The sequence below is a fragment of the Mesoflavibacter sp. CH_XMU1422-2 genome, from assembly GCF_037029245.1.
Taxonomy (GTDB): Bacteria; Bacteroidota; Bacteroidia; order Flavobacteriales; family Flavobacteriaceae; genus Mesoflavibacter; species Mesoflavibacter zeaxanthinifaciens.
In genome coordinates this window covers 64,453-87,374 of sequence record NZ_JAYMEE010000034.1, presented here as the reverse complement: position 1 = coordinate 87,374, position 22,922 = coordinate 64,453, and the positions used below count along the sequence as shown (strand labels likewise).

At 31.0% G+C, this 22,922-nt stretch carries 19 protein-coding genes and 1 tRNA gene; 7 read left to right on the top strand and 13 right to left on the bottom strand.

Annotated features, from left to right (window positions below; translation table 11 throughout):
* The first annotated feature begins 24 nt into the window (after positions 1 to 24).
* Together folB and WA340_RS04485 are read left to right on the top strand one after the other, a co-directional pair.
* A complete protein-coding gene (gene folB, locus WA340_RS04490) occupies positions 25 to 396 on the top strand; it encodes a dihydroneopterin aldolase (protein WP_106680808.1) in 372 nt (123 codons plus the stop codon).
* A 44-nt stretch (positions 397 to 440) separates the two neighbouring features.
* Positions 441 to 511 (top strand) — tRNA-Cys (locus WA340_RS04485).
* A 185-nt stretch (positions 512 to 696) separates the two neighbouring features.
* Here WA340_RS04485 and WA340_RS04480 read toward each other — a convergent pair.
* From WA340_RS04480 to WA340_RS04465, 4 genes are all read right to left on the bottom strand, one after another.
* The gene (locus tag WA340_RS04480) at positions 697 to 1,377 is read right to left on the bottom strand and encodes a LysE family translocator (protein WP_027879347.1); all 681 of its coding nucleotides are present in this window, start codon (positions 1,375 to 1,377) and stop codon (positions 697 to 699) included.
* Between the two features lie 158 nt (positions 1,378 to 1,535).
* A complete protein-coding gene (locus tag WA340_RS04475) occupies positions 1,536 to 2,210 on the bottom strand; it encodes a head GIN domain-containing protein (RefSeq protein WP_106680811.1) in 675 nt (224 codons plus the stop codon).
* 120 nt (positions 2,211 to 2,330) lie between these two features.
* Positions 2,331 to 2,624, bottom strand: a complete 294-nt coding sequence (locus WA340_RS04470; RefSeq protein WP_336127506.1) for a YbjQ family protein — start codon at positions 2,622 to 2,624, stop codon at positions 2,331 to 2,333.
* A 210-nt stretch (positions 2,625 to 2,834) separates the two neighbouring features.
* A complete protein-coding gene (locus tag WA340_RS04465; RefSeq protein WP_336127504.1) occupies positions 2,835 to 5,075 on the bottom strand; it encodes a ribonuclease R family protein in 2,241 nt (746 codons plus the stop codon).
* Positions 5,076 to 5,770: 695 nt separating this feature from the next.
* Here WA340_RS04465 and rpiB point away from each other — a divergent pair.
* Genes rpiB through WA340_RS04450 form a run of 3 tightly spaced genes read left to right on the top strand, consistent with a single transcriptional unit; the run spans position 5,771 to position 7,575 of the window.
* The gene (rpiB, locus tag WA340_RS04460; protein ID WP_336127503.1) at positions 5,771 to 6,202 is read left to right on the top strand and encodes a ribose 5-phosphate isomerase B; all 432 of its coding nucleotides are present in this window, start codon (positions 5,771 to 5,773) and stop codon (positions 6,200 to 6,202) included.
* A 4-nt stretch (positions 6,203 to 6,206) separates the two neighbouring features.
* Positions 6,207 to 7,121 (top strand): cation diffusion facilitator family transporter, encoded by a 915-nt coding sequence (locus WA340_RS04455; protein ID WP_336127502.1) that lies wholly within the window; start codon positions 6,207 to 6,209, stop codon positions 7,119 to 7,121.
* 4 nt (positions 7,122 to 7,125) lie between these two features.
* Positions 7,126 to 7,575, top strand: coding sequence for a GNAT family N-acetyltransferase (locus tag WA340_RS04450; RefSeq protein ID WP_336127501.1), 450 nt, complete (start codon positions 7,126 to 7,128; stop codon positions 7,573 to 7,575).
* A 3-nt stretch (positions 7,576 to 7,578) separates the two neighbouring features.
* Here WA340_RS04450 and WA340_RS04445 read toward each other — a convergent pair whose 3' ends face one another.
* The 8 genes from WA340_RS04445 to WA340_RS04410 form a co-directional block, all read right to left on the bottom strand.
* Positions 7,579 to 8,448 (bottom strand): OmpA family protein, encoded by an 870-nt coding sequence (locus WA340_RS04445; RefSeq protein ID WP_336127499.1) that lies wholly within the window; start codon positions 8,446 to 8,448, stop codon positions 7,579 to 7,581.
* Positions 8,449 to 8,492: 44 nt separating this feature from the next.
* Positions 8,493 to 10,127 carry a S41 family peptidase gene (locus tag WA340_RS04440; protein WP_336127497.1) on the bottom strand — a complete coding sequence of 545 codons (1,635 nt, stop codon included), beginning with the start codon at positions 10,125 to 10,127 and terminating at the stop codon, positions 8,493 to 8,495.
* Positions 10,111 to 10,497: a ribonuclease P protein component gene (rnpA, locus tag WA340_RS04435; protein WP_336127495.1), complete on the bottom strand. Its 387-nt coding sequence runs from the start codon at positions 10,495 to 10,497 to the stop codon at positions 10,111 to 10,113. Before rnpA ends, WA340_RS04440 begins: the two co-directional genes overlap by 17 nt.
* A 4-nt stretch (positions 10,498 to 10,501) precedes the next feature.
* Positions 10,502 to 11,299, bottom strand: coding sequence for a S24 family peptidase (locus tag WA340_RS04430; protein WP_336127493.1), 798 nt, complete (start codon positions 11,297 to 11,299; stop codon positions 10,502 to 10,504).
* 83 nt (positions 11,300 to 11,382) lie between these two features.
* Positions 11,383 to 11,871, bottom strand: a complete 489-nt coding sequence (locus WA340_RS04425) for a hypothetical protein (protein ID WP_336127492.1) — start codon at positions 11,869 to 11,871, stop codon at positions 11,383 to 11,385.
* 104 nt (positions 11,872 to 11,975) lie between these two features.
* Positions 11,976 to 13,799, bottom strand: a complete 1,824-nt coding sequence (locus WA340_RS04420) for a M1 family metallopeptidase (protein ID WP_336127491.1) — start codon at positions 13,797 to 13,799, stop codon at positions 11,976 to 11,978.
* Between the two features lie 72 nt (positions 13,800 to 13,871).
* The gene (locus WA340_RS04415) at positions 13,872 to 15,485 is read right to left on the bottom strand and encodes a S8 family peptidase (RefSeq protein ID WP_336127490.1); all 1,614 of its coding nucleotides are present in this window, start codon (positions 15,483 to 15,485) and stop codon (positions 13,872 to 13,874) included.
* A gap of 24 nt (positions 15,486 to 15,509) precedes the next feature.
* Entirely contained in the window at positions 15,510 to 16,370 is an 861-nt protein-coding gene (locus WA340_RS04410; protein WP_336127489.1) for an MBL fold metallo-hydrolase, read from the bottom strand.
* A gap of 215 nt (positions 16,371 to 16,585) precedes the next feature.
* Here WA340_RS04410 and WA340_RS04405 point away from each other — a divergent pair, with 215 nt between their 5' ends.
* Positions 16,586 to 18,439: a cation:proton antiporter gene (locus tag WA340_RS04405; protein ID WP_336127488.1), complete on the top strand. Its 1,854-nt coding sequence runs from the start codon at positions 16,586 to 16,588 to the stop codon at positions 18,437 to 18,439.
* Positions 18,440 to 18,495: 56 nt separating this feature from the next.
* Here the strand turns inward: WA340_RS04405 and lepA are convergent, their stop codons facing one another.
* Positions 18,496 to 20,292, bottom strand: a complete 1,797-nt coding sequence (gene lepA / locus WA340_RS04400; protein WP_336127487.1) for a translation elongation factor 4 — start codon at positions 20,290 to 20,292, stop codon at positions 18,496 to 18,498.
* A 158-nt stretch (positions 20,293 to 20,450) separates the two neighbouring features.
* Between lepA and WA340_RS04395 the strand changes: the two genes are divergently transcribed.
* Positions 20,451 to 22,853 (top strand): outer membrane beta-barrel family protein, encoded by a 2,403-nt coding sequence (locus WA340_RS04395; protein ID WP_336127485.1) that lies wholly within the window; start codon positions 20,451 to 20,453, stop codon positions 22,851 to 22,853.
* Positions 22,854 to 22,922 lie beyond the last annotated feature (69 nt).

The window sequence follows — 22,922 nt, the reverse complement described above, 5'->3', positions numbered from 1 at the left end:
TATTTTTGCTGAAATTTTATTGAAATGGGAAAAATTAAAGTTGAAAATATTAGAGTATTTGCGCATCACGGTTGTTTAAAAGAAGAAACTGCTATTGGTAGTGATTATCGTGTGGATTTAGAAATTACAGCCAATTTACAGCATAGTGCAAAGACAGATCAACTGAAAGATACGGTAGATTACGTGTTTTTAAACCGAATTATTTTTGAAGAAATGAAAGTACCAAGCGCACTTTTAGAGCATGTTGCACGACGTATTTTAAACCGAATTTTTACTGAAGATCAAATGATTAAAAAAGCAACAGTTAGTGTTAGTAAAATAAATCCGCCAATTGGTGGCGATGTAGAGCAAGTAACAATTGTTATGAGTGACAAAAGAAAAAACTTCAAGAAATAGTGTAAAAAGTTTATTTTTTTTACATTTGCTGTCCAATTATAATTGGCGTCTTGGCCGAGTGGCTAGGCAGAGGTCTGCAAAACCTTGTACAGCGGTTCGAATCCGCTAGACGCCTCTAAAAGCTTTCAGAAAATCTGGAAGCTTTTTTTGTTTCTAATTAATTACGTCTAATTAATTACGTCAGTTCGAGTGACACGACAAAGGAGTGTTGTATCGAGGACTTTTAATGCAACTACTTCTCGATACAATTTGTTCGTACCTCTCAAATCTATCGAAATGACGTTGCTTTTTTTTAAAATTCTAATCCAAAGGATTAATCTGTTCTATTTTTTCTTTAAGTAATTCTTTTTCTTTTGGGAAGAAACCTTGGACTAGTAATAGCACGCCAAAGCCTAATATTACTAAAGCTACAATCTTTTTAGTCTTGTAAATAAGTCTTGGTGTGAGCTTATTTTTTAAAGCTTTTGCAGCTGTAATTTTTACTAAATCTGCTAAAAAGTAAGTTATTAACATGGTACTAATAAAGACAATTACACCATTTTTAGACGTGGTTATAGAATTAGCAATTACAATAAAAGCTACCCAACCTAACAGTACACCAATGTTAATAAAGTTGAGCAAAAAGCCTTTTAAGAATAATTTACCATAGCCTTTTTTAATTTCTACTTTATGATATTCTCTTACTATTTCTCTAAACGATTTTGATGTTTTTATAAATGAAATAAAGCCATAAATGGCTAATAAAACACCACCAAAAATTAAAAAATTAGGATCTTTTTCTATTTTACCTACCAATTTTTCGGTACTAAAAAATGCAACTACAATAAATAAAATATCTGCTAGAATTACTCCTGCATCAAATATTAAAGCACTTTTAAACCCTTTGGTTGCAGCAGTTTCTAACAAAACAAAAAATACTGGTCCAATAGTAAAAGAAAGTATGATACCAAAAGGAATTGCAGTAAGAATATCGTCAAACATGTTGTATAGCTGGATTGTCTTACAAAGTAAAGAAATTATTTATTGATTATAGAATGCTTATTAACAGAAATAAAAAAAGCTTCAATTTAAAACTGAAGCTTTATGTTTTTTATTTAGGTTTCGACTGCGCTCAACCTGACATAACTGTAATTAAGTTATTAATCTTTAACCGTAATAGATCCGCCAAAGGTATTCTTTTTAGTAACGGTTCTAGGATTACCATAGATATCAATATCTCCACCAGCCGTAATACGTGCATCTACAGTATCGCTTGCAGTTACTTCTGCTTCTCCTGCAGCTCTTACTTTTATGTTTGTATTTTTAGTTTGAAAATCTCTTCCTTCGTAAATTCCACCTGTATTTAATGTAATATTTTGAGTGTTAGCTTTACCTCTAGTTTCTATAATTCCGCCAGTTACAGCTCTTACATTTACTGTGTTTACATCTAATCCTGCAATAATTGTTGCACCTTCTTGGGCACGTAATTCGATTGTGTCTTGTGTGATAAGCTCGTTACCTACAATTTTAGATCCTTCATTAGCATCAATAACTTTTATGTCTTTATAATGCACTGCAACAAAGGTTTTTGTACCATCAAAAATACGGTCTATGTCCATGCGTATTTTTAACATATCGTTTTTAATTACTACTTCCACATCGTCTACATCTTCACCAGTAATAATCACTTTATTTTCGTCAGACTTTACTAGACTTACTTTTATTAAATCGAAAACTTTAACCGTTGTAAAGTCACCTACATGCTGACTTTTTGGGTTTTGTGCAAAGGTATTTAAGCTAAAAACTAAAGCTAAAATAGACAGTAAATATTTCATAATATTAAAGGTTTTGTTTGTATTAAGAGTCTATTTTTTGATTAGTGTTACAGTTTTATAAATATTTTGTTCTTGATATGATTTTTTAATGCTTAAAAAATCACTCGAACCGATGATTAATTATGCAACATTTACTGCTGTTCCTACTACTGAAACAAAAAAATAAGAGCCATTTACAGTTTCTATATCAAAACTAATTCCAACTACAGCATTAGCATTTAAATTTTTAGCATTGTCTTGTAACTCTTGAAACGCATGTTCCTTAGCTTCGTTAATTACCTCTTTTGTAATGTCTTTACTTTTTTCGACTTTAAAAGAAAACTTTGTTTTCATTTCAAAAGAAGTACCAGTTACAATGCCTTTATATTCTATTATTTTAAAGCCTTCTATAGTATTTGTAGTGGTTAAAATCATGGTTTATATTTTATTAATTAGTCCTTTAAATTTATAAAATGTTACAAATAAAATAGATTCTTCGTTTGACTTTGAATGAACTATTAATATTTTTAATTGTCATTCAGAAGGAAGCATGACTGATGAATCTAAATATTAATAGTTATAGTTGAGATTCTTCGCTTTCATTTCGACTACGCTCAATGTGACAGCTCTGAATGACAAAAAAATCTACTCTTCGTGTTTACCAATTAAATCAAAATCTAAATGACGTTTTACCAAATCTGCTTGTTTTACTTTTACAACAACTTCGTCTCCTAATTGGTACATGTTTTTTGTTTCGCGTCCAACAAGTGCAAATTGGTCTTGATCAAACTCGTAATAATCATCTTTTATATCTCTAATACGGACCATTCCTTCGCATTTATTAGCAATAATCTCGACATAAATTCCCCAATCGGTTACACCAGAAATTACGCCTACAAATTCTTCATCTTGATGATCTTGCATAAACTTAATTTGCATGTATTTTATGCTATCACGTTCGGCTTTTGTGGCTAAATATTCCATATTACTTGAGTGCATGCATTTTTCTTCATAAATCTCTTCGTTTGCACTTTTTTCGCCATCTAAATAACGTTGTAATAAACGGTGCGCCATGACATCTGGATAACGTCTAATTGGCGATGTAAAATGACTGTAATAATCAAAAGCAAGACCGTAATGTCCAATGTTATGGGTTGTATATTCTGCTTTTGACATGGTTCTAATAGTCAAGGTATCTACTAAATTTTGTTCTTTTTGACCTTGAACATCTGACAATAATTTATTTAAAGACGCTGCTATATTATCGCGACTTTTAAAGTTTAATTTATGACCAAATCTAGCAACTACACCTTGTAAAGCTGCTAATTTACTTTCATCTGGCTCGTCATGCACACGATATACAAAGGTTTTTGATGGTTTCATTTTAGAAACAAACTCTGATACTTTACGATTGGCTAATAGCATAAATTCTTCTATTAACTTGTTAGCATCCTTACTGGTTTTAAAATGAACGCCTGTTGGATTTGCTTGTTCATCTAAAGTAAATCTTACTTCAACTTTATCAAAACTAATTGCTCCAGAACGCATACGTTTGCTTCGCATTTTCTTTGCTAATCGGTCTAAAACTAAAATAGCTTCGGCTATATCTGGTTGTGTATTGTATGTTTTACCGGTAAGTGAAACGTCTTCTGGAATTTCGGTTTTAATATAACTCAGACTGCGTTCAGTGATCGTGAAATCTGTGTTATTTTCTATAACAGCTTGCGCTTCTTCATAAGCAAATCTTGCATCACTATACGTTACTGTTCTACCAAACCATTGGTCTTTGATTTCGGCTTTTTCATTTAGTTTAAAAACTGCTGAAAAGGTATATTTTTCTTCATGTGGACGTAAAGAGCAAGCGCCATTACTTAATATTTCTGGAAGCATTGGCACTACTCTATCTACTAAATAAACAGATGTTGCACGCTCGTAAGCTTCATCATCTAAAATGGTACCTTCTTCTAAATAGTGAGATACGTCTGCAATGTGTATTCCTATCTCAAATAAGCCATTTTCTAAAACTTTAAAGGATAATGCATCATCAAAATCTTTAGCGTCTTTAGGATCTATGGTAAAGGTTAAATCTTTACGCATATCGCGACGTTTTTTAATTTCTTCTGGCTTAATAGAGGTATCTATTTGATTTGCAAAATCTTCGACTTCTTTTGGAAATTCGTACGGTAACCCATATTCGGCTAAAATAGCATGGATTTCAGTATTGTGTTCTCCTGGTTTACCAAGCACTTCTTTTACACGACCGTTTGGTGAATCTGCTTTTTCTGGCCAATCTACTAACTCAACTAAAACTTTATCACCATCTTCGGCTTTATTAATTTTGTTAATAGGCACAAAAATATCTGTAGTCATTTTGTTAGAATCTGGGACTACAAATGCAAAATTGTTCTTTTCGTGTATTTGTATAACACCAACATATTGCGTTTTTGCACGCTTAATGATTTGTGTGATTTCGCCTTCTAATTTACCGCGTTTACGACGTTTAAAGACGTAAAGTTCTACTTCGTCACCATCTAACGCTTTGTTAACATTGTTAGAGGCAATAAAGATATCTTCATCAAAATCATCACAAATCACGTATCCTGCTCCTCTTGAAGAAGCATCAAAAATACCAGTATGATACTCGGTAGTAACAACTGCTTTAAACTTACCACGTTCTACTTCTTCAATCTCTTGCTTTGCTTTAAGTTGGGCTAGTTTTTTTATAATCTGGTTACGACTACTAGCATCATTAACGCCTAATTTAGCTGCTATCTGCTTGTAATTAAAGGTTTTATTACGTTCTTTTCTAAGTATGTTTAGAATAGTATCTGTTAGATTGGAAATCTTATTATGACTAGGTTTCCTTTTCTTTTTCTTCTTTGACATTTATATTTTTTAATGTATTGAATTTCTAAAGTTAAGTGAAATTCGGTTTATAATTAACTTAATTAGTGGGAAGAGAAAGTCATTAAGTTTTTACAAAGCTACATTTTTAAATTTAAAATAGAATTAAGGAAGCGTTAAATTAAAGACTTCAAACGTTATTCACATTTATATTATATATCATTTCTTTTCTTTTAAAATTTTAAAAAAATAATGATGATTATTATAGCTTGTTAATAGCGGTATAACTTTTTTTAGTTTTTATTTGAAATTACGTTAGACTTCTTCTATTAACAACTTATTAGCTTATTAAGTCTCTGATTTTAAAGCTTAATTACTACATTATTAACAACTGTTTATAACCTAAATTAACTAAAGATTTTTAATAAATACTTATAAAATTGACGTTGAAAATTGACATTTTAGTGCTTATAAGTTTACAAAAAATTAAGGTTAACTAATTTGGTTGTTAACTAAACGTTACGGATTGTAAATTTTAGCTAATAATCCAAATAAAAGTTTTAAAAAAGAATAAGAAGATATTAACAACTAATCAATACTTAAAATAGAGAAATTAACAATTATTAGAGTTATTAACTTTTTTACGTATTTATGGATAAGTTACTATATAAAGATTATTAATAATGGTAAGCAATTAGTAACTTTGAAGCACTTTAAACAACACAACATCAATTATTATGAAAATTTCAATAGGTAACGATCACGCTGGTACAGAATATAAATTTGCTATAAAAAAGCATTTAGAGGACAAAGGTATTACAGTTATTAATTATGGTACAGATGCATCAGATAGTGTAGATTATCCAGATTTTGTACATCCTGTAGCTAAAGATGTTACAGATGAAGCTGCAGATTTTGGTATTTTAATTTGTGGAAGTGCTAACGGTGTAGCTATGACAGCTAATAAACACCAAAAAGTAAGAGCTGGTGTATGTTGGACTAAAGAAATTACAGAACTTACCCGTTTACATAACAATGCAAATATTATTTGTATACCTGCACGTTACACCGCTTTACAACAAGCTATTGCTATGGTAGATACATTTTTAGAGACTAAATTTGAAGGCGGAAGACACCAAAATAGAGTAGAAAAAATACCTATATGTTAATAAGATGGGGCACCATCATACACATAATCACAATCACGCACATGATTTAAGAGGAAAAAAACTTTTAATATCTATCCTTTTAAATATTGGTATTACCGTAGCACAGATTATTGGTGGTTTTGTTTCTGGTAGTTTATCATTACTTAGTGATGCTTTACACAATTTTACAGATGTTATTTCTTTAATTGTAAGCTATTTTGCTGCAAAATTATCAAAGAAAAAAGCGTCTAATAATAAAACTTTTGGTTATAAACGTGCCGAAATTTTAGCAGCATTTATAAATGCTTCAACATTAATAGTAATTGCTATATTATTAATTATTGAAGCTGTAAAACGCTTTCAGAATCCAGAAACTATAGAGTCTAATCTTGTTATTTGGTTATCTCTTTTAGCTATCATTTTTAATGGATTAAGTGTCTTATTATTAAGAAAAGATTCTCAAACCAATATCAATATAAAATCTGCATACTTACACTTATTAACAGATATGTTAGCAAGTGTTGCCGTGTTAATTGGTGGTTTATTAATGAAGTACTACCAAATATTTTGGATAGATAGCGTATTAACATTTTTAATAGGTTTATACTTAATTTGGGTTGGTTACGCTTTGTTAAAAACCTCAACCAAAATGCTAATGTTATTTACACCTTCGCATATAAATGTAGAAGATGTTGTAAAACGTGTTAATAGTATAAATCATATTAAAAAACTACATCATGTACATATATGGAATTTGAATGATGACGAGCTTCATCTAGAAGCACATTTAGATTTAGATAAAGATATTACAATCACGCAATTTGATGCTATTTTACAGCAAATAGAGCAGTTATTACATGACGAATTTGATATTAATCACGTTAATATCCAACCAGAATACAAAAAGGAAGATCCTAAAGATATAATTGTACAAGATTAAATTTATGCTAAACATTAAAGTAAAAACATTTAGTCAATTAACTACAAAAGAACTGTATGATTTACTACAATTACGTAGTGAAGTCTTTGTAGTAGAGCAAGATTGTGTATATCAAGATATAGATGGAAAAGATCAAATAGCACTACATGTTTTAGGTTTTAAAGATGAAGTTTTAGTTGGTTATACAAGAATTTTTAAACCTGGAGATTATTTTGAATTAGCAAGTATTGGTAGAGTTGTAGTTAAAGAAAATGAACGTAAACACAAGTATGGTTATGATATAATGGATGCATCTATAAAAACTATTAAAGATGTATTTAACACGACAGATATTAAAATTTCTGCACAGTGCTATTTAAAACGTTTTTATAATAATTTACAGTTTTTTGAAGTAGGAGAGCAATATTTAGAAGATGGTATACCACATATTGCTATGGTTTATGAAAATAAATAATAATTATTTTTTATCTGCAATATAGGTAATCAAGATTTCTACACGTCTATCGTATTTAGGATCACCACCAAGAGGAAATTTACGACGTAAACCGACATATTTCATGCGTTTTTTATCTACACCTTTACGTGCTAAATAATCATAAATATATTTTGCTCTAGCTACAGATAAATTACGTTTTTGTGTTCTTTTATCTACAGCATCACGACTATTTTGTGTACAACACACATGACCTTGTATAGTAAAATAGACGTTTTTCTTTGCAACTAAAATTTTAGCTAATTTTTCTAAAGTTTTTTTAGAATCTGAAGTAACATAACTGTAATTAGTTTTAAAATAAATTTTATCTAATCGTATTTTATCACCTGTTTTAATGTTGCCATTAGCTATATCTTCAGGTGTTATTTTTTTGTCTTTATTAGAAGTTTTATCAATAACTGTTTCTTCTATGTTTTGCTCTTTTGTAGCTAACTTTTTTGGTTCAACTATAATTTCTACTTTACGATTTAACCCTCTAACTTTGTTTACTTCGTCTTCTTTTAAAACTTTTAATAAAATTTCGCCTTTACCATTTACATTAGTTATTAAGTTTTGATCAATACCATAATCAGCAAACATCATTTTTATAGCATCTGCTCGGTTTTGAGAAAGCTCCAAGTTATAATCATTGGTACCACGATCGTCACAAAATCCATAAATTGAAATTTTATCAATTGTAATGGTGTCTAGTGAAGAAATAAAAAGCAGAAGTCTGTTTTCTTCTGTTAAAGGAACATCATATTCGTCAGTATTAAAATACACATCATGTTTTAATTCGCTTTGCGAAAAAATAGACGTGTTTATTAACAGAAAGATGATTAAAAAGTACTTCATTTTAAATTGCTTAACCACTAAATATAATAAATTTTTACTAGATTTTAATTTAAATATCTATTGTATTTACTTGGGTTAGCCAATATTTGTGTTGCTGTTTTAATCTCTTGATTATTTACTTTATAGTAGTCGTACAGTCCTTCTCTATATACATAACGTTTTACAATCTCGTCAGTTAGTAGATTAACTAATTGTGTTTTATTTTGGTCTACAGTTTGTGTCTTAGTTTTGTCTAAATGTTGTAATAAAGCATTGTATTCTTTTTGAATATCATCATTTAAATTTTCTGTTTTAGAGACTTCAAAAGCTTTTTTAAGCGCTTTTTCTGTTTCGGTTTCAAACTCAAAACTAGAGTTTTTTAAATGATTTTTAAATGCATTAAAATCTGTATCAGATAATTTAAAACTGTTAATATCTTCAATTTGATGATTGTAATAATACTGAGTTGCAAAATCAAAAATGGCTTGACTGTTTAATATAGCATCTGTAATTGCAGAATTTTTTGTTGTTTCTAAAGCTTCATCAGGAAAAACACCGCCACCATCATAGACTTTACGTCCGTTTTTAGTTTTAAACTCATGATAATTTTCTTGTTTTATACGTACTGCGTTACCGTTTTCATCACGATTCCAGTAATCTAAAGATTGTATACAACGTCCTGAAGGCGTGTAGTATCTAGAAATTGTAACTTTAAGTTGTGTACCGTAAGTTAGCTTTTTTGGTCGCTGTACTAAGCCTTTACCAAAACTACGTGCGCCAACAATTACAGCTCTATCTAAGTCTTGTAATGCACCAGAAACAATCTCGGAAGCAGAAGCACTACGACCGTTAATTAATACTACAACAGGTATTTCTGTATCTACAGGCTCGTTTTTTGTATAATAGGTTTTATTGTATTTTTTAACCTTAGATTTTGTCGTTACTACCAATTGTCCTTTTGGTACAAAAAGGTTAACAATATTTATGGCTTCGCGAAGTAATCCACCAGGATTATTACGTAAATCTAATATGATGCTTTTTGCGCCTTGTGCCTTTAAATCTTTTAAGGCATACTCGGTTTGCATAGACGCTTTTGTATTAAATTTTTGAAGTACAATGTAGCCTGTAGTTTCATTAATCATAGAAAAATGAGGTACAGCATTAATTTCTATTTCAGAACGTGTTAAGGTCGTTGTATTGGTTTTTCCTTGACGTTTGTAAGTCACTTTTAATGTTGAATTTGGTGCACCTTTTAATAAGTTAGAGGCATCATCTTCATAACCATCTACTTTGATACCGTCTACTTCTATAATTTCGTCACCTGCTTTAAGACCTGCTTTATCTGCTGGATAATCTTTATAAGGCTCTACAACTACTAATTTATCTTTTAAAGTTCTAATTCTTGCACCAACGCCAGTATAATCTCCTGTACGACGTATACGCTCTGCTTCTACATCTTGTTCGTTATAAAATTTGGTATACGGATCTAAATCGTTAAGCATATTTTTAATGGCATTATCCATTAAATCTGCAGGATTAGTTTCGTCTACATAATTCATATTAAGCTCTTTAAAAAGCGTGGTAAAAATTTCGATTTGTTTAGCTATTTCGAAAAAATCACTTTTAAAGGCGCTTCCGGTTATAAAAATAGTTAACGCAAAAACAGGAATTAAAATGCGTTTTTTAAATATCTTTTTCATTCTTCTCTATATTAGAAACTTGGTCATTAAATTTAGTTAGTAATGCCTTCATTTTTTTGTCAATAATCTTAAAATCCGGCATTTCTTTACTAATATATAAAATCATTAGCGTGTAATGGTCTAACTTATTGTCTATTAACAGATTTTTATTAAGTCTGTAGCCTTCACGTAGCAAACGTTTTACACGATTACGATGTACCGCTAATTTAAAATTTCGTTTACTTACAGATACACCAACTTTTAGTTGAGATTGGTTATCTAAATAGACCATACGCAAAGGATATGCCGAAACAGATTTTCCTTCAGCAAATAATTGCTCAATTGCTTTTTGGCTTTTAAGTTTTTCGTCTTTATTGTAAGTGTAGCGCATTAATTTAGTTTTTTAATGCTTCTTGAAGTTGTAATAATTTACTTTCAAGCTCGTGTAAACGGTCATAAACATCCATTGGTTCTGGTATTTGTTTTGATGCAAACATTGTGACGTGCCAAACTTCCATAATGTCTTCTGCATTTATGGTGTATGTTGGATAATTTCCGTTTGTGTTATCACTTTTTAAAATAAGTTTTCCTTTTTCTTCAATATTATTGATAATTCGTTTTAAAACAATACCATCATTTTTACTGACAATAACGTAAACACGACCATTTTTAATATCTTTTAAATCTTCTACATATTGACCAAAAACCAAATCGCCATCTGCAAATGTGCTAAACATAGAGTTGCCTTGTACTTCAAAACACCTGTATGTTCCATTAGTAAGTTGTGGCATATGAAACGTTGGTAAAGTCTCGATATACTCGCTATCTCCGTAACCATCTAAATATCCAGCTCTTGCTTTTACAGGAACGTAGACTACGTTTTCTTCATCATTTTGATTAACTGCAACTACTTTTGGTATTCCAGAATATGTTTGAATTTTAGCTACATCTTGCTTTAACATTACATCACTTTTACCAAAAAGGTAGTCTGGATTGATGTTGAACTGATCTATAATCGCACTTAACACATCATAACCAGGTTTGGTTTTTTTACGAGTTCCATCTGGTTGAGGTCTACCATTAACAATACTATCTATTGTTGTTCCGGTAACACCTATACGTTTTGAAAACGCATAATTATTAAGCTGAAAATGATTAATTATAGCGGTTATTTTTTGATCTATTTGCTGCATGTTTCTTTAAAAGAAAGGTCTTGAAGACTTATAATTTAAGCTAAGATATGAAAATTCAAACATTTGTAGATATTGTAGTTTATCTAATCAAACAAAAATAGTAAACGTTCTTGATCGTCTGGTAAGCCAATAATATTGTTAGCATAATCGTTTTGATATGCTAATTCTCCTTTTTTAATATAACCTTCAGCTTTTGGCATGCAAGCGCTCCAAGCTCCAGAAGGTTTGCAGTCGTTAACATCTAATTTTACAATGGTATGATTATCTACGGTGATGACTACATTTTTAAAGTCTTTAGCTTTAGTTAAAGCATCTTTAATATTGTCTTTATTTAGCTTAATAACTTCGGTTGCAAGGTTTGTTGCTTTTGTTTTAAACGTTTCAATTGGATTAGCAGACGTGTCTTTTTCTAAGCTTTTAATATCTATTAGAAAAGGTAAATTTGTTGTAGTTTCTGCATCTTTTTCAGTGTTTTGTGTTGTGCTTTCTACTTTAGTATCTACTTTTTCTTTTTGGTTGTTTTTACAACTAAGTGCTAATACTAGAATTAATACGTAGGCTAAATGTTTCATTTTTTATTTTGATTTTTATTGAATAGCTTTTCAAATATAGAGTTTTAAGAATAAAAAAAGCTTCAACAATTGTTGAAGCTTTTAATTTCATTTTAATAGATAGTTTACTCTAATGTATTGTTGCTTTTATCAACATCTGCCATTAGTTGTTTTGGATCTATTTTTATGCTTTTTATGGCACTTTTAGGTTTGTTTATACTAAAACTATAGGTTGGATATGCCCAAGCCCAATCGTTTAATATTTTTACGTTTGAAGCTAAAGGTTTTTCGCCTCTCATTATTCTTAAAGGAATATTATACCATTCAGACGTTCCGTCAGTATATTCTACTTCAATATCTAAAGGCATTGGCATTAAACCTTTACGCTCTAAATTTACTGTTGTTATGCTATTATTTTCTTCTGTAGAAGTTACTGCATAATCAATAGTATTAGTAGTTTGTGTCCAATCTATTAAGTACCAATCTAATTCTAAACCTGATACTTTTTCGGCAGTTCTAATAATATCAATAGGTGTTGGATGTTTAAAAGCAAAATCGTCAAAGTACTTTTTAAGTGTTTTTTTAAGATTGTCTTCACCTATTATGTAACCTAATTGAGATAAAAATACAGAACCTTTGTTGTAAGCTGTTATACCATAAGCCATATTAGTTTCGTAACGATCTGCATGTGTAGTTTGTGGTTTTTCTTTACCAGATTTTGCTAAATAAATATAACCTCTATAAGCATTTGCGTTAGGAATTTCTTTCCCTTCGTTCATCACAACATTCATAGCATGATCACTAATGTAACTAGTAAAACCTTCGTCCATCCACTCGTGTCTAGCTTCGTTTGTCGCTAATAAAAATTGAAACCAAGTATGTGCTAACTCATGTGCTGTTACACCAACTAAACTACCAAAGCTACGTTTACCTGTAATTAAAGTACACATAGCGTATTCCATACCGCCATCACCACCTTGAATAACTGAATATTGATCGTACGGATATTTTCCTACGTTTTCAGAAAAATACTGCATTAACTCAACGGTTTTAGGTTGTAAGTCTTTCCAATATTTTAAGTTATCTGCAGGTAAATCTTTTTTGTAATAAAAATGAAGCATTGGACCGTTTGGAACTTGCATAGTATCGTGAATATAATCCGGATCTGCAGCCCAAGTAAAGTCATGAACATTAGGCGCTAAAAACTGCATAGTTTTTTTGTTGCCTTTAATTTCAGGTTCGCCTTGTAAGTAACCAGTACCGCCAACAATGTAATCTTTATCTATGGTTAAGTTAACTTCAAAATCTCCCCAAACACCATGAAACTCGCGTCCTATGTATGGATCTGCATGCCAACCTTCAAAATCATATTCGGCTAACTTAGGATACCATTGTGTCATAGAAAGTGCAACACCTTCGGCATTATTACGACCAGAACGACGAATTTGAACTGGTACTTGCGCATCAAAATCCATTGTAAATGTTACACTTTGTCCTGGTTGAATAGGTTGAGCTAACTCTACTTCTAAAACAGTACCAACCGTTTCATAATTAATTTTTTTACCGTCTTGTTTTAGGCTATTTACGTTGATATAACCAATCTCGTTAGGTTTTAATTTACTTATACGATCGCCAACTCTAGAATCTGGATCTTCAATAGTACGAGAACGCACATCCATTTCGCTACCTGGTTGAAACGCATTAAAGTATAAATGATAAAACACTTTATCTAAAACGTCTGGCGAATTATTTGTATACACCAACGTTTGTTTTCCTTGGTATTGATAGTTGTTAACATCCATATCAATATCCATTTTATAATCCACATGTTGTTGCCAATATGTAGAGTTTTTTTCAGTTGAACTTTCTGAAGTTGAAACCGCTTGTTTTGTAGAACTACAAGCAGTTAAAAAACCGAAAGCAATGGTAAGAAGTAGTAATTTTTTCATTCTTTAAAAATTTAGTTGAAATAAAAAAGCCTCAACAGTTTTGGGTTGAGGCTTTTTGTATCTTGTTATGTATTAATTAGCAACTTGAGATGCCATAATTAAAGCATTGTAAGCGTTAACTATTTTTGCAGATTTACTAATTTCTGATAAAGTTTGAATATTATCAGCATCACCACCAACAATTACCTGAGATTTTACTGGTAAACCAGAACTCATGATAATTTGTTTTACTTGAGAAGCTTTTAAGTCAGGATATTGAGACCAGATTAAAGCTGCAACACCAGCAACTGCAGGAGCCGCCATACTTGTTCCGCCTTTAGTATCGTATTCGTTTTCTGGAGTTGTAGAATACACTTTTGCTCCTGGAGCAAATACATCAACATTTTTAAGACCGTAGTTAGAAAAACTTGCAATCATCTTTGTACCATAACTAGGCGCTAAAGCACCAACGCGAATGTATGTATCTGAAATTTCAACAAAATCTACATTATCATCTGGAAAGTTTGGCTTTTCATCAACATTTTTACTGTCGTTACCTGCTGCGTGAACAAAGATGACGTTATTATCACTTGCATATTTAATAGCATCTCTTACCCAGTCAGAATGTGGAGAATAGCTTTTACCAAAGCTACCGTTAATAATTTTTGCACCGTTATCTACAGCATATCTAATAGCTTTAGCAATATCTTTATCATACTCGTCACCATTTGGAACAGCTCTTAAAGACATGATTTTTACATTGTTTGCAACACCGTTAGCACCTAACCCATTATTACGTTCTGCAGCGATAATACCAGCAACGTGTGTACCGTGACTTTCAGATTTAACAGAAGGCATTACGTTGTTGTTTCCGTAACCTGGTTTGTCATCAAAATCATCTGGATTATCTCCTGTTGTACGACCGTTAAAGTCTTTATTTAAGTTATAGTTTACTTGGTCTGTAAAATACTCTACACCACCTTTTATTTGTTCTTTAGCTTCTTTCATAGACGTTAAACCATTTCCGTAGATAAAATTAGCAACACCAACAGCATCTTTTAGTGCTTGGTCTTCTGTATTGATTGCTTTAACTTCTTCTGCAGTGTAATCTTCTTTACCAAAATGCTTTGTTAACACATCGTGTGCTCCAGAAACTTGAGCGTAAATTTGGTCATAACGTTGCTTACCAGATAGCGCTTCTTGATATTTTTTGTCTAGTTCTGCAACAGCTTCAGCATATCTAGGTATGCTAGCATTACCACTAGCTGCGATACGCGTCATTTCTAATCTTTCGTTGTATGCATCACCTAAGAAATTCCATCCATGGATATCGTCTACATAGCCGTTTTTATCATCGTCAATGCCGTTTCCTGGTATTTCGTCTGTGTTTGTCCAGATTACTCCATCTAAATCTTCGTGTTCGATGTCAATTCCAGAATCGATTACAGCAACAATAATTTGTTGTCCTTTTTTTCCTTTAATAATTTCGGCGTAAGCCTTATCAACACTCATCCCAGGAATGGTGTCTTTTACTAAATCTAAATGTCCCCAATTATGTGCTTCTGCTTCTGTTAAAGGTGTTTCTTTAATTGGCGTATTGTCAATATTTTCAATTGGAGTTGAAAGGATTGGTGCATTACCACCACAGCTTGAAAGCACAACTGCTGCAAATGCAGACAGGATTAATGGCTTGTAATTAATTGTCATTGCTTTGTCTTTGTGTTTGTTTTGTTAATTAAATATATCGTTGCACGTGTAAGTGTCTTTTAATCGTACGCCTTTTTCGGTATGTTGTACGGTTATAATTTCGTTGTGTGCATCGTGTTCCAAAAATAAGTAATAATTATTATCTGCCGCTAGGTTTAAGAATTTTTCTTTCTCGTCTAACGTCAGTAATGGTCTTGTATCATAACCCATTACAAAAGGTAAAGGCAGATGTCCTACGGTAGGAAGTAAGTCTGCCATAAAGCAAATGGTTTTTCCTTTGTAATTGATCATTGGTATCATTTGCTTGTCTGTGTGTCCATCTGCAAAAAAGATGTCAAAGCCAAGTTCTGAATTTTTTAAAATATCATCTTGCGGAATACTTGTAAATTTTAAGTGACCGCTTTCTTCCATTGGTAAAATATTTTCTTTTAAAAATGAAGCAACTTCACGACGGTTAGGTTGTGTTGCCCATTTCCAATGGTCTTTATTACTCCAAAAGTGCGCATTTTTAAAGGCTGGTTCTAATTTAGTACGGTCTTTATTATAGTTTATGCTTCCGCCACAATGGTCAAAATGAAGATGTGTCATAAATACATCTGTGACATCATCTGTAGAAAAACCTGCTGTTTCTAAAGATTTTTCTAAACTATCATCGCCCCAAAGATGGTAATAGCCATAAAACTTTTCACTTTGTTTGTTACCCATTCCTGTGTCGATTAAAATTAATCGATTACCGTCTTCAATTAATAAACAACGCGCAGCAATATCTATCATATTATTACTATCTGCAGGATTGGTTCTGGTCCATAAAGATTTTGGGACTACACCAAACATAGCACCGCCATCTAATTTAAAATTTCCAGCTTGTATTGGATATAATTTCATAAAAGAAAGATGATTTAATAAGTTGCTGCAAATTAATAATTATAGAAGAAAGCTTAAGTCTTATTAGGGAATTATTAAGAAAAATAGAATAATTAAATTATTTGTTAAATTGACTTAGAATTAAAAAATGTAATTTTTGATGTATTTGACTAAATTTGGGTTAAAATTTATAGCATAAATTTTAGAATTACTATTTTCACGCAAAACAAGTTTAAATGTTAGAATTAGCAGGAATAATCATTTTAGGAATATTAGCACAATGGGTAGCATGGAAGTTTAAAATCCCAGCGATTTTACCCTTAATTTTAATAGGATTACTAGTTGGTCCAATTGCTGCAGAATTTATAACAGACGATGGTTCTAAATGGATAGAACCAATTTGGAATGAAAGAGAAGGCTTATTTCCTGGAGAAAGCTTGTTCTACTTTGTGTCTTTAGCCATTAGTATTATTTTATTTGAAGGTGGATTAACCTTAAAAATGGCAGAAATAAAAAACGTAGGTCCTGTAATTACTAAGCTAATTTCTATCGGATCTATTGTAACATTTTTTGGTGCTGGTATTGCGGCTCATTATATTTTTGGGCTAAGTTGGGAAATTTCTTTTCTATTTTCTGGATTAATTATAGTTACTGGTCCAACAGTAATTACGCCTATTTTAAGGAATATTCCACTTAAAAAAGACGTATCTGCAGTCTTAAAATGGGAAGGTATTTTAATAGACCCAATAGGTGCTTTAGTTGCCGTATTAGTTTTTGAATTTATTAGTGTTGATGCTGGTGGCGAGTTTACAAAAACCGCATTAATAGAATTTGGTAAAATTGTGCTTTTTGGTGCTACATTTGGGTTTACTTTTGCGCACGCCATGAACTTTATAATCAATAAAAAATGGGTGCCACATTATTTACTTAACGTATTTGCTTTAGCAGCAGTTTTAGGTGTTTTTGTGCTTTCAGATGCATTTGCACACGAGTCTGGATTATTAGCAGTTGTGGTTATGGGTATGGTTTTAGGTAATTCAAAATCACCTTACTTAAAAGACTTATTATATTTTAAAGAATCGTTAAGTGTATTATTAATTTCGATTTTATTTATTCTTTTAGCAGCTAATATTAATTACAGCGACCTGTTATTAATTTATAATTGGAAAACGGCTATTTTATTCGCAATTGTTGTTTTTGCGGTAAGACCTTTAGGCGTATTTTTAAGTACACAAGGTTCTAAATTAAAACTGAATGAAAAACTATTTATCAGTTGGGTTGGTCCTCGCGGTATTGTTGCTGCAGGTATTGCTTCTCTTTTTGGTTTAAAGTTAGCCCGAAATGGTGTTGCAGGAGCAGAGTATATAACGCCATTAGTCTTTGTAATTGTATTAGGAACAGTACTTTTAAATGCCACAACAGCGCGTTTATTTGCTAAGTTGGTTGGAGTGTTTTTAACAAAATCTGGTGGAATTTTAATCGTTGGCGCCTCAAAAGTATCTAGATTAATCGGACATTATTTAGAATCTAACGGAAGACATGTTGTACTTATTGATAGTAATCAAAACAACATAAATAAAGCTAAAGAGTTAGGCTTAGAAGCCATCAATACCGATATTTATTCTCAAACTTTAATTGATAATATTGAATTAAATGACGTTGGTTATTTAATGGCACTTACAGGAAACAGTGACATAAATAAATACGCCATTAACAAATTTGGAAAACAATTTGGAGAAAACGGCGCCTTTAGATTAGTGTCTTCTTCTGAAATGGCAGATAAAAATAATAACCCAAAGGAAGGTTTATTTTCTCATACAGATGATTTTAATTCTTTATCTGAAGTGACCAGAAAATACCCTAGCATTCAAGAAATTGAAATAATAGATAAAGAACATTTAGACGACTTAATTAAGACAACTAATAATGATAAAGACATTATTCCTTTATTTATTAAAGATAATGAAGGCGAGCTACATATTATTTCATCTTACAATACCGAAATTACAGATGTCGAAAAAGGCTATCATTTAGTCTATCTAGGAAAACCTTTAGATGTCGAAAAAGTAGAAACAGTACAAAGCTCTTAAAAACAAAAACCTTCAGCATTAACTGAAGGTTTTTTTATATGTATAAGGTTTAAGTTTTAATCATTTAGTTTTAAAACCGCCATAAATGCTTGTTGAGGTATTTCTACATTACCAACTTGACGCATACGTTTTTTACCTTTTTTCTGCTTTTCTAAAAGTTTACGCTTACGCGAAATATCTCCACCGTAACATTTCGCGGTTACATCTTTACGTAACGCTTTAATAGTTTCTCTAGCAATAATTTTTGCTCCAATAGCAGCCTGAATTGGGATATCAAACTGTTGACGTGGTATTAATTCTTTTAGCTTTTCACACATCTTTTTACCAATATGATAAGCATTATCTGCATGTATTAAAGCCGAAAGCGCATCTACATTTTGTGCGTTTAGTAATATATCTACACGTACTAATTTTGAAGCACGCATACCAATTGGATGATAATCAAAAGAGGCATAACCTTTAGATACAGTTTTTAAACGATCGTAAAAGTCAAAAACAATTTCGGCTAAAGGCATGTCAAAACTAAGCTCAACACGCTCGGTAGTTAAGTAAGTTTGATTGGTAATTTGTCCACGTTTTTCAATACATAAACTCATTACATTACCAACAAAATCTGCTTTGGTAATAATTGTAGCTTTAATGTAAGGTTCTTCAACACGATTTAAAGTTGAAGGTTCTGGTAAATCAGATGGGTTATTAACAATAATAATTTCATCTGGATTTTTATTGGTAAACGCATGATAACTAACGTTTGGTACGGTTGTAATAACGGTCATGTTAAACTCACGTTCCAGACGTTCTTGGATAATTTCCATGTGTAACATTCCTAAAAACCCACATCGGAAACCAAACCCTAATGCAGCCGAGCTTTCTGGCTGAAATACTAATGATGCATCGTTAAGTTGCAGTTTTTCCATAGAGGCACGAAGCTCTTCATAATCTTCAGTATCAACAGGATAAATACCTGCAAATACCATTGGTTTTACATCCTCAAAACCGCCAATTGCATTTTTAGTTGGGTTAGCAGCATCGGTAATGGTATCTCCTACTTTTACTTCTTTAGCTTCTTTAATACCAGTAATGACGTAACCTACATCACCAGCTTTTATTTCTTTTTTTGGTAACTGTTTTAGTTTTAAAGTACCAACCTCATCAGCACCGTAAGTTTTTCCTGTTGCGATAAACTTAATTTGTTGATTCTTTTTAATAGAACCATTAATAACTCTAAAGTAAGTTTCTACACCTCTAAAAGGATTGTAAACCGAGTCAAAAATTAAGGCTTGTAAAGGTTCATCTTCGTTACCTTTTGGTGCAGGAATACGCTCTATAATTGCTTTTAAAATATTGTCTACACCAAAACCTGTTTTTCCGCTAGCGTGAATTACTTCTTCTGGGTCACAACCTAATAAATCTACAATATCATCAGTAACTTCTTCTGGATTAGCACTTGGTAGATCTACTTTATTTAAAACAGGTATAATTTCTAAGTCATTTTCTAACGCTAAGTATAGGTTAGAAATAGTTTGTGCTTGTATACTTTGTGCTGCGTCTACGATTAGTAAAGCACCTTCACAAGCTGCGATAGAACGAGAAACTTCATAAGAAAAATCTACGTGACCAGGTGTATCAATTAGGTTTAGTATATAATGTTCACCTTCATGAATAAAATCCATTTGAATGGCGTGAGATTTTATTGTAATACCACGTTCACGTTCTAAATCCATGCTATCCAAAAGCTGATCTTGTTTTTCGCGTTCGGTAACAGAACCAGTGTAATCAAGTAACCTATCTGCAAGTGTACTTTTACCGTGGTCAATATGTGCAATAATGCAAAAGTTTCTAATGTTCTTCATAGTCCAAATATCTTCATTAAAAAAGATGTTGCAAATATAATGTAATTATTAAGGATTTAAATATATTTATTAATAAGGTAAATGATTGAAAATTGCGGTTTTTCCCACAAGGAAAAGTAATTAACAATTATTATCTTGCACGACCTATTAATTTTTAAATGAAATACTTAGCCAATATTTTATTCTATTTACTGTCTTTTTATGCTATTGGGCAAGAGGCGACCATTACTGGTCAAGTAGTAGATCAAAATAACCAACCACTATCTTTTGTTAACGTTTTAGTTACAGATGCATCAGATAATTCTATAGTAAAAGGAGCAAGTACAGATGAGTCTGGAAAGTTTATTATTACAGGATTAGACTTTAAGACTTATATTTTGCAAGCTACATTTTTAGGTTTTGAAAGTTATACTGAAAATTTAACTATAGCTAACACAACATCTGTTAAAAATATTATTTTAAAAGATAGTACAGAAAATTTAGAAGAAGTTGTTGTTACAGCTAATAAACCAACCCTTAAAAAGGAAGTAGATAGATTAGTGTTTAATGTTGCAAATACTTCTTTAGTAGAAGGTACAATGTTAGACGTCTTACGAAGCACACCAGGTGTTTTGGTTTTAGGCGGAAATATTTCAGTTAAAAACAGTACTCCTACAGTATTTATTAATGGCAGAAAAGTGCAACTATCTGCATCAGAAGTAACACAGTTGTTAGAAAACTCTTCTGCAAATAGCATTCAAAAAGTAGAGGTTATTACCAATCCTTCTGCTAAGTATGATGCAGAAAGCGGAGTTGTTTTAGATATAGTAATGACTAAAAACTTAATAACAGGTTACAGAGGTAATGTGTTTTCTAATTATACGCAAGGTGTTTTTCCTAGGTATAATGCAGGAATCAATCAGTTTTACAAAACCGATAAAGTTAATATTAACCTTAACTATAATTATAACCAAAGTAAGATTAACAGAGATAATATTAACGAAATAAACTATTTAGATAATAACAATACTATTTCAGAAAATTGGTATTCTACTTTAAATAGAAATACAACTTCAAAAACTCACAATGCAAATTTAAACTTTGATTACTTTTTAAGTGAAAGAAGTACGCTTAGTCTAACATCTAACTTTTTGTATTTACCTTATTTTGATTATTTAACAAGAGGATATACAACAGTAAATGATTTACAAGGAACTAATAATTATAATTTTAATGTAAATAATAATTCTAATGATGATAAATATAATCTTGGAGTAGATTTAGATTTTGTGCAAAAGTTTAAAAATGAAAGTTCTTTAGCTATTAATGTGCATATGACTAAATATGACTATAAGAGACACCAACAAGTAGAATCTCAGTATTATTTTGTTAACAGTAACTCTAATTTTGACACTGCTTTTACAACAGATAATAATCAAACAACAGATATTATAACATCACAAATAGATTACAATACTTCATTAAGTGACAACTCTTCTTTTTCTACAGGAATAAAAACGTCTGTAATTAATACAGACAGTGGTATTACTCAATTTGATATAGATCCAAATACAGGAAATACAACATTTAATACTCAAAACTCTGATACCTATCAATATGATGAGTCTATTTTTGCTGCATATTTAGACTATCAAATAGATTGGGAAAAATGGAGTTTTTCAGGAGGATTAAGAGTAGAGCAAACAGATATTGAAGGTCAATCTATAAGCACAAACGGATTAAATAACCAAGATTATTTAGAATGGTTTCCTACACTTAATTTAAGTTGGCAAACTTCAGAAAATATAAATCTATACACTAATTATAAACGTAGTATTAACAGACCAGATTTTCAAGATTTAAATCCGTTTAATTTCTTTTTAAATGATAACACAATAGTAACAGGTAACCCTATTTTACAACCAACATTTACCAACAAATTTGTTTTAGGAACATCTATAAAAAGCAGATATACATTTGAATTTTACTACAAAGACATATCAGATCAAATACATGAAATTCCAATTCAAGACAATACTAACAACATTTTAATCTATCAACCAACCAACATTGGTAAAGCAACCGATTTTGGTTTAGATTTTATAACATATTTTGATGTTTTAAATAGCTGGTCTGTTTATTTTGTAACATCTTTTTATAACATACAAGAAGAAGCTTTTTTAGATAATCAAATAGTTAAACAAGATCAATGGAGCAACTACTCTGTGCTTAGTAATGATTTTTCATTACTAAAAGACAAAAGCCTATCTGCTAATTTTACAGTTATTTATACAAGTAAAAATTTACAAGGATTTAAAACGGTAGATGGTCGTTTAATATCAGATTTGTCTATTAGTAAAAAGCTATTTAAGGATAAAGCAACATTGTCTTTAGCTTTTGCAGATTTATTTAATAAGCAAGATTTTACTGTACGCACTAAATATGGTAGACAAGACAATTATAACTTCCATAACCAAGATAACAGATATGTTAAGTTAGGTTTTAACTATAAATTTGGTAATACAAGTTTACAGACTAACGAACGTACCAAAGATAAGAAAGAAAGAGACCGATTAGAGTAAGAAAACAATCTTTACTAATAAAACGTTTTTAACATAAAAAGACCGTGTAACATAAAGTTATAAGGTCTT

Bases quoted from the DNA above. Each gene is read 5' to 3' on its own strand.
- folB (WP_106680808.1), top strand. From the start codon at position 25: ATGGGAAAAATTAAAGTTGAAAATATTAGAGTATTTGCGCATCACGGT.
- WA340_RS04480 (WP_027879347.1), bottom strand. From the start codon at position 1,377: ATGTTTGACGATATTCTTACTGCAATTCCTTTTGGTATCATACTTTCT.
- WA340_RS04475 (WP_106680811.1), bottom strand. From the start codon at position 2,210: ATGAAATATTTACTGTCTATTTTAGCTTTAGTTTTTAGCTTAAATACC.
- WA340_RS04470 (WP_336127506.1), bottom strand. From the start codon at position 2,624: ATGATTTTAACCACTACAAATACTATAGAAGGCTTTAAAATAATAGAA.
- WA340_RS04465 (WP_336127504.1), bottom strand. From the start codon at position 5,075: ATGTCAAAGAAGAAAAAGAAAAGGAAACCTAGTCATAATAAGATTTCC.
- rpiB (WP_336127503.1), top strand. From the start codon at position 5,771: ATGAAAATTTCAATAGGTAACGATCACGCTGGTACAGAATATAAATTT.
- WA340_RS04455 (WP_336127502.1), top strand. From the start codon at position 6,207: ATGGGGCACCATCATACACATAATCACAATCACGCACATGATTTAAGA.
- WA340_RS04450 (WP_336127501.1), top strand. From the start codon at position 7,126: ATGCTAAACATTAAAGTAAAAACATTTAGTCAATTAACTACAAAAGAA.
- WA340_RS04445 (WP_336127499.1), bottom strand. From the start codon at position 8,448: ATGAAGTACTTTTTAATCATCTTTCTGTTAATAAACACGTCTATTTTT.
- WA340_RS04440 (WP_336127497.1), bottom strand. From the start codon at position 10,127: ATGAAAAAGATATTTAAAAAACGCATTTTAATTCCTGTTTTTGCGTTA.
- rnpA (WP_336127495.1), bottom strand. From the start codon at position 10,497: ATGCGCTACACTTACAATAAAGACGAAAAACTTAAAAGCCAAAAAGCA.
- WA340_RS04430 (WP_336127493.1), bottom strand. From the start codon at position 11,299: ATGCAGCAAATAGATCAAAAAATAACCGCTATAATTAATCATTTTCAG.
- WA340_RS04425 (WP_336127492.1), bottom strand. From the start codon at position 11,871: ATGAAACATTTAGCCTACGTATTAATTCTAGTATTAGCACTTAGTTGT.
- WA340_RS04420 (WP_336127491.1), bottom strand. From the start codon at position 13,799: ATGAAAAAATTACTACTTCTTACCATTGCTTTCGGTTTTTTAACTGCT.
- WA340_RS04415 (WP_336127490.1), bottom strand. From the start codon at position 15,485: ATGACAATTAATTACAAGCCATTAATCCTGTCTGCATTTGCAGCAGTT.
- WA340_RS04410 (WP_336127489.1), bottom strand. From the start codon at position 16,370: ATGAAATTATATCCAATACAAGCTGGAAATTTTAAATTAGATGGCGGT.
- WA340_RS04405 (WP_336127488.1), top strand. From the start codon at position 16,586: ATGTTAGAATTAGCAGGAATAATCATTTTAGGAATATTAGCACAATGG.
- lepA (WP_336127487.1), bottom strand. From the start codon at position 20,292: ATGAAGAACATTAGAAACTTTTGCATTATTGCACATATTGACCACGGT.
- WA340_RS04395 (WP_336127485.1), top strand. From the start codon at position 20,451: ATGAAATACTTAGCCAATATTTTATTCTATTTACTGTCTTTTTATGCT.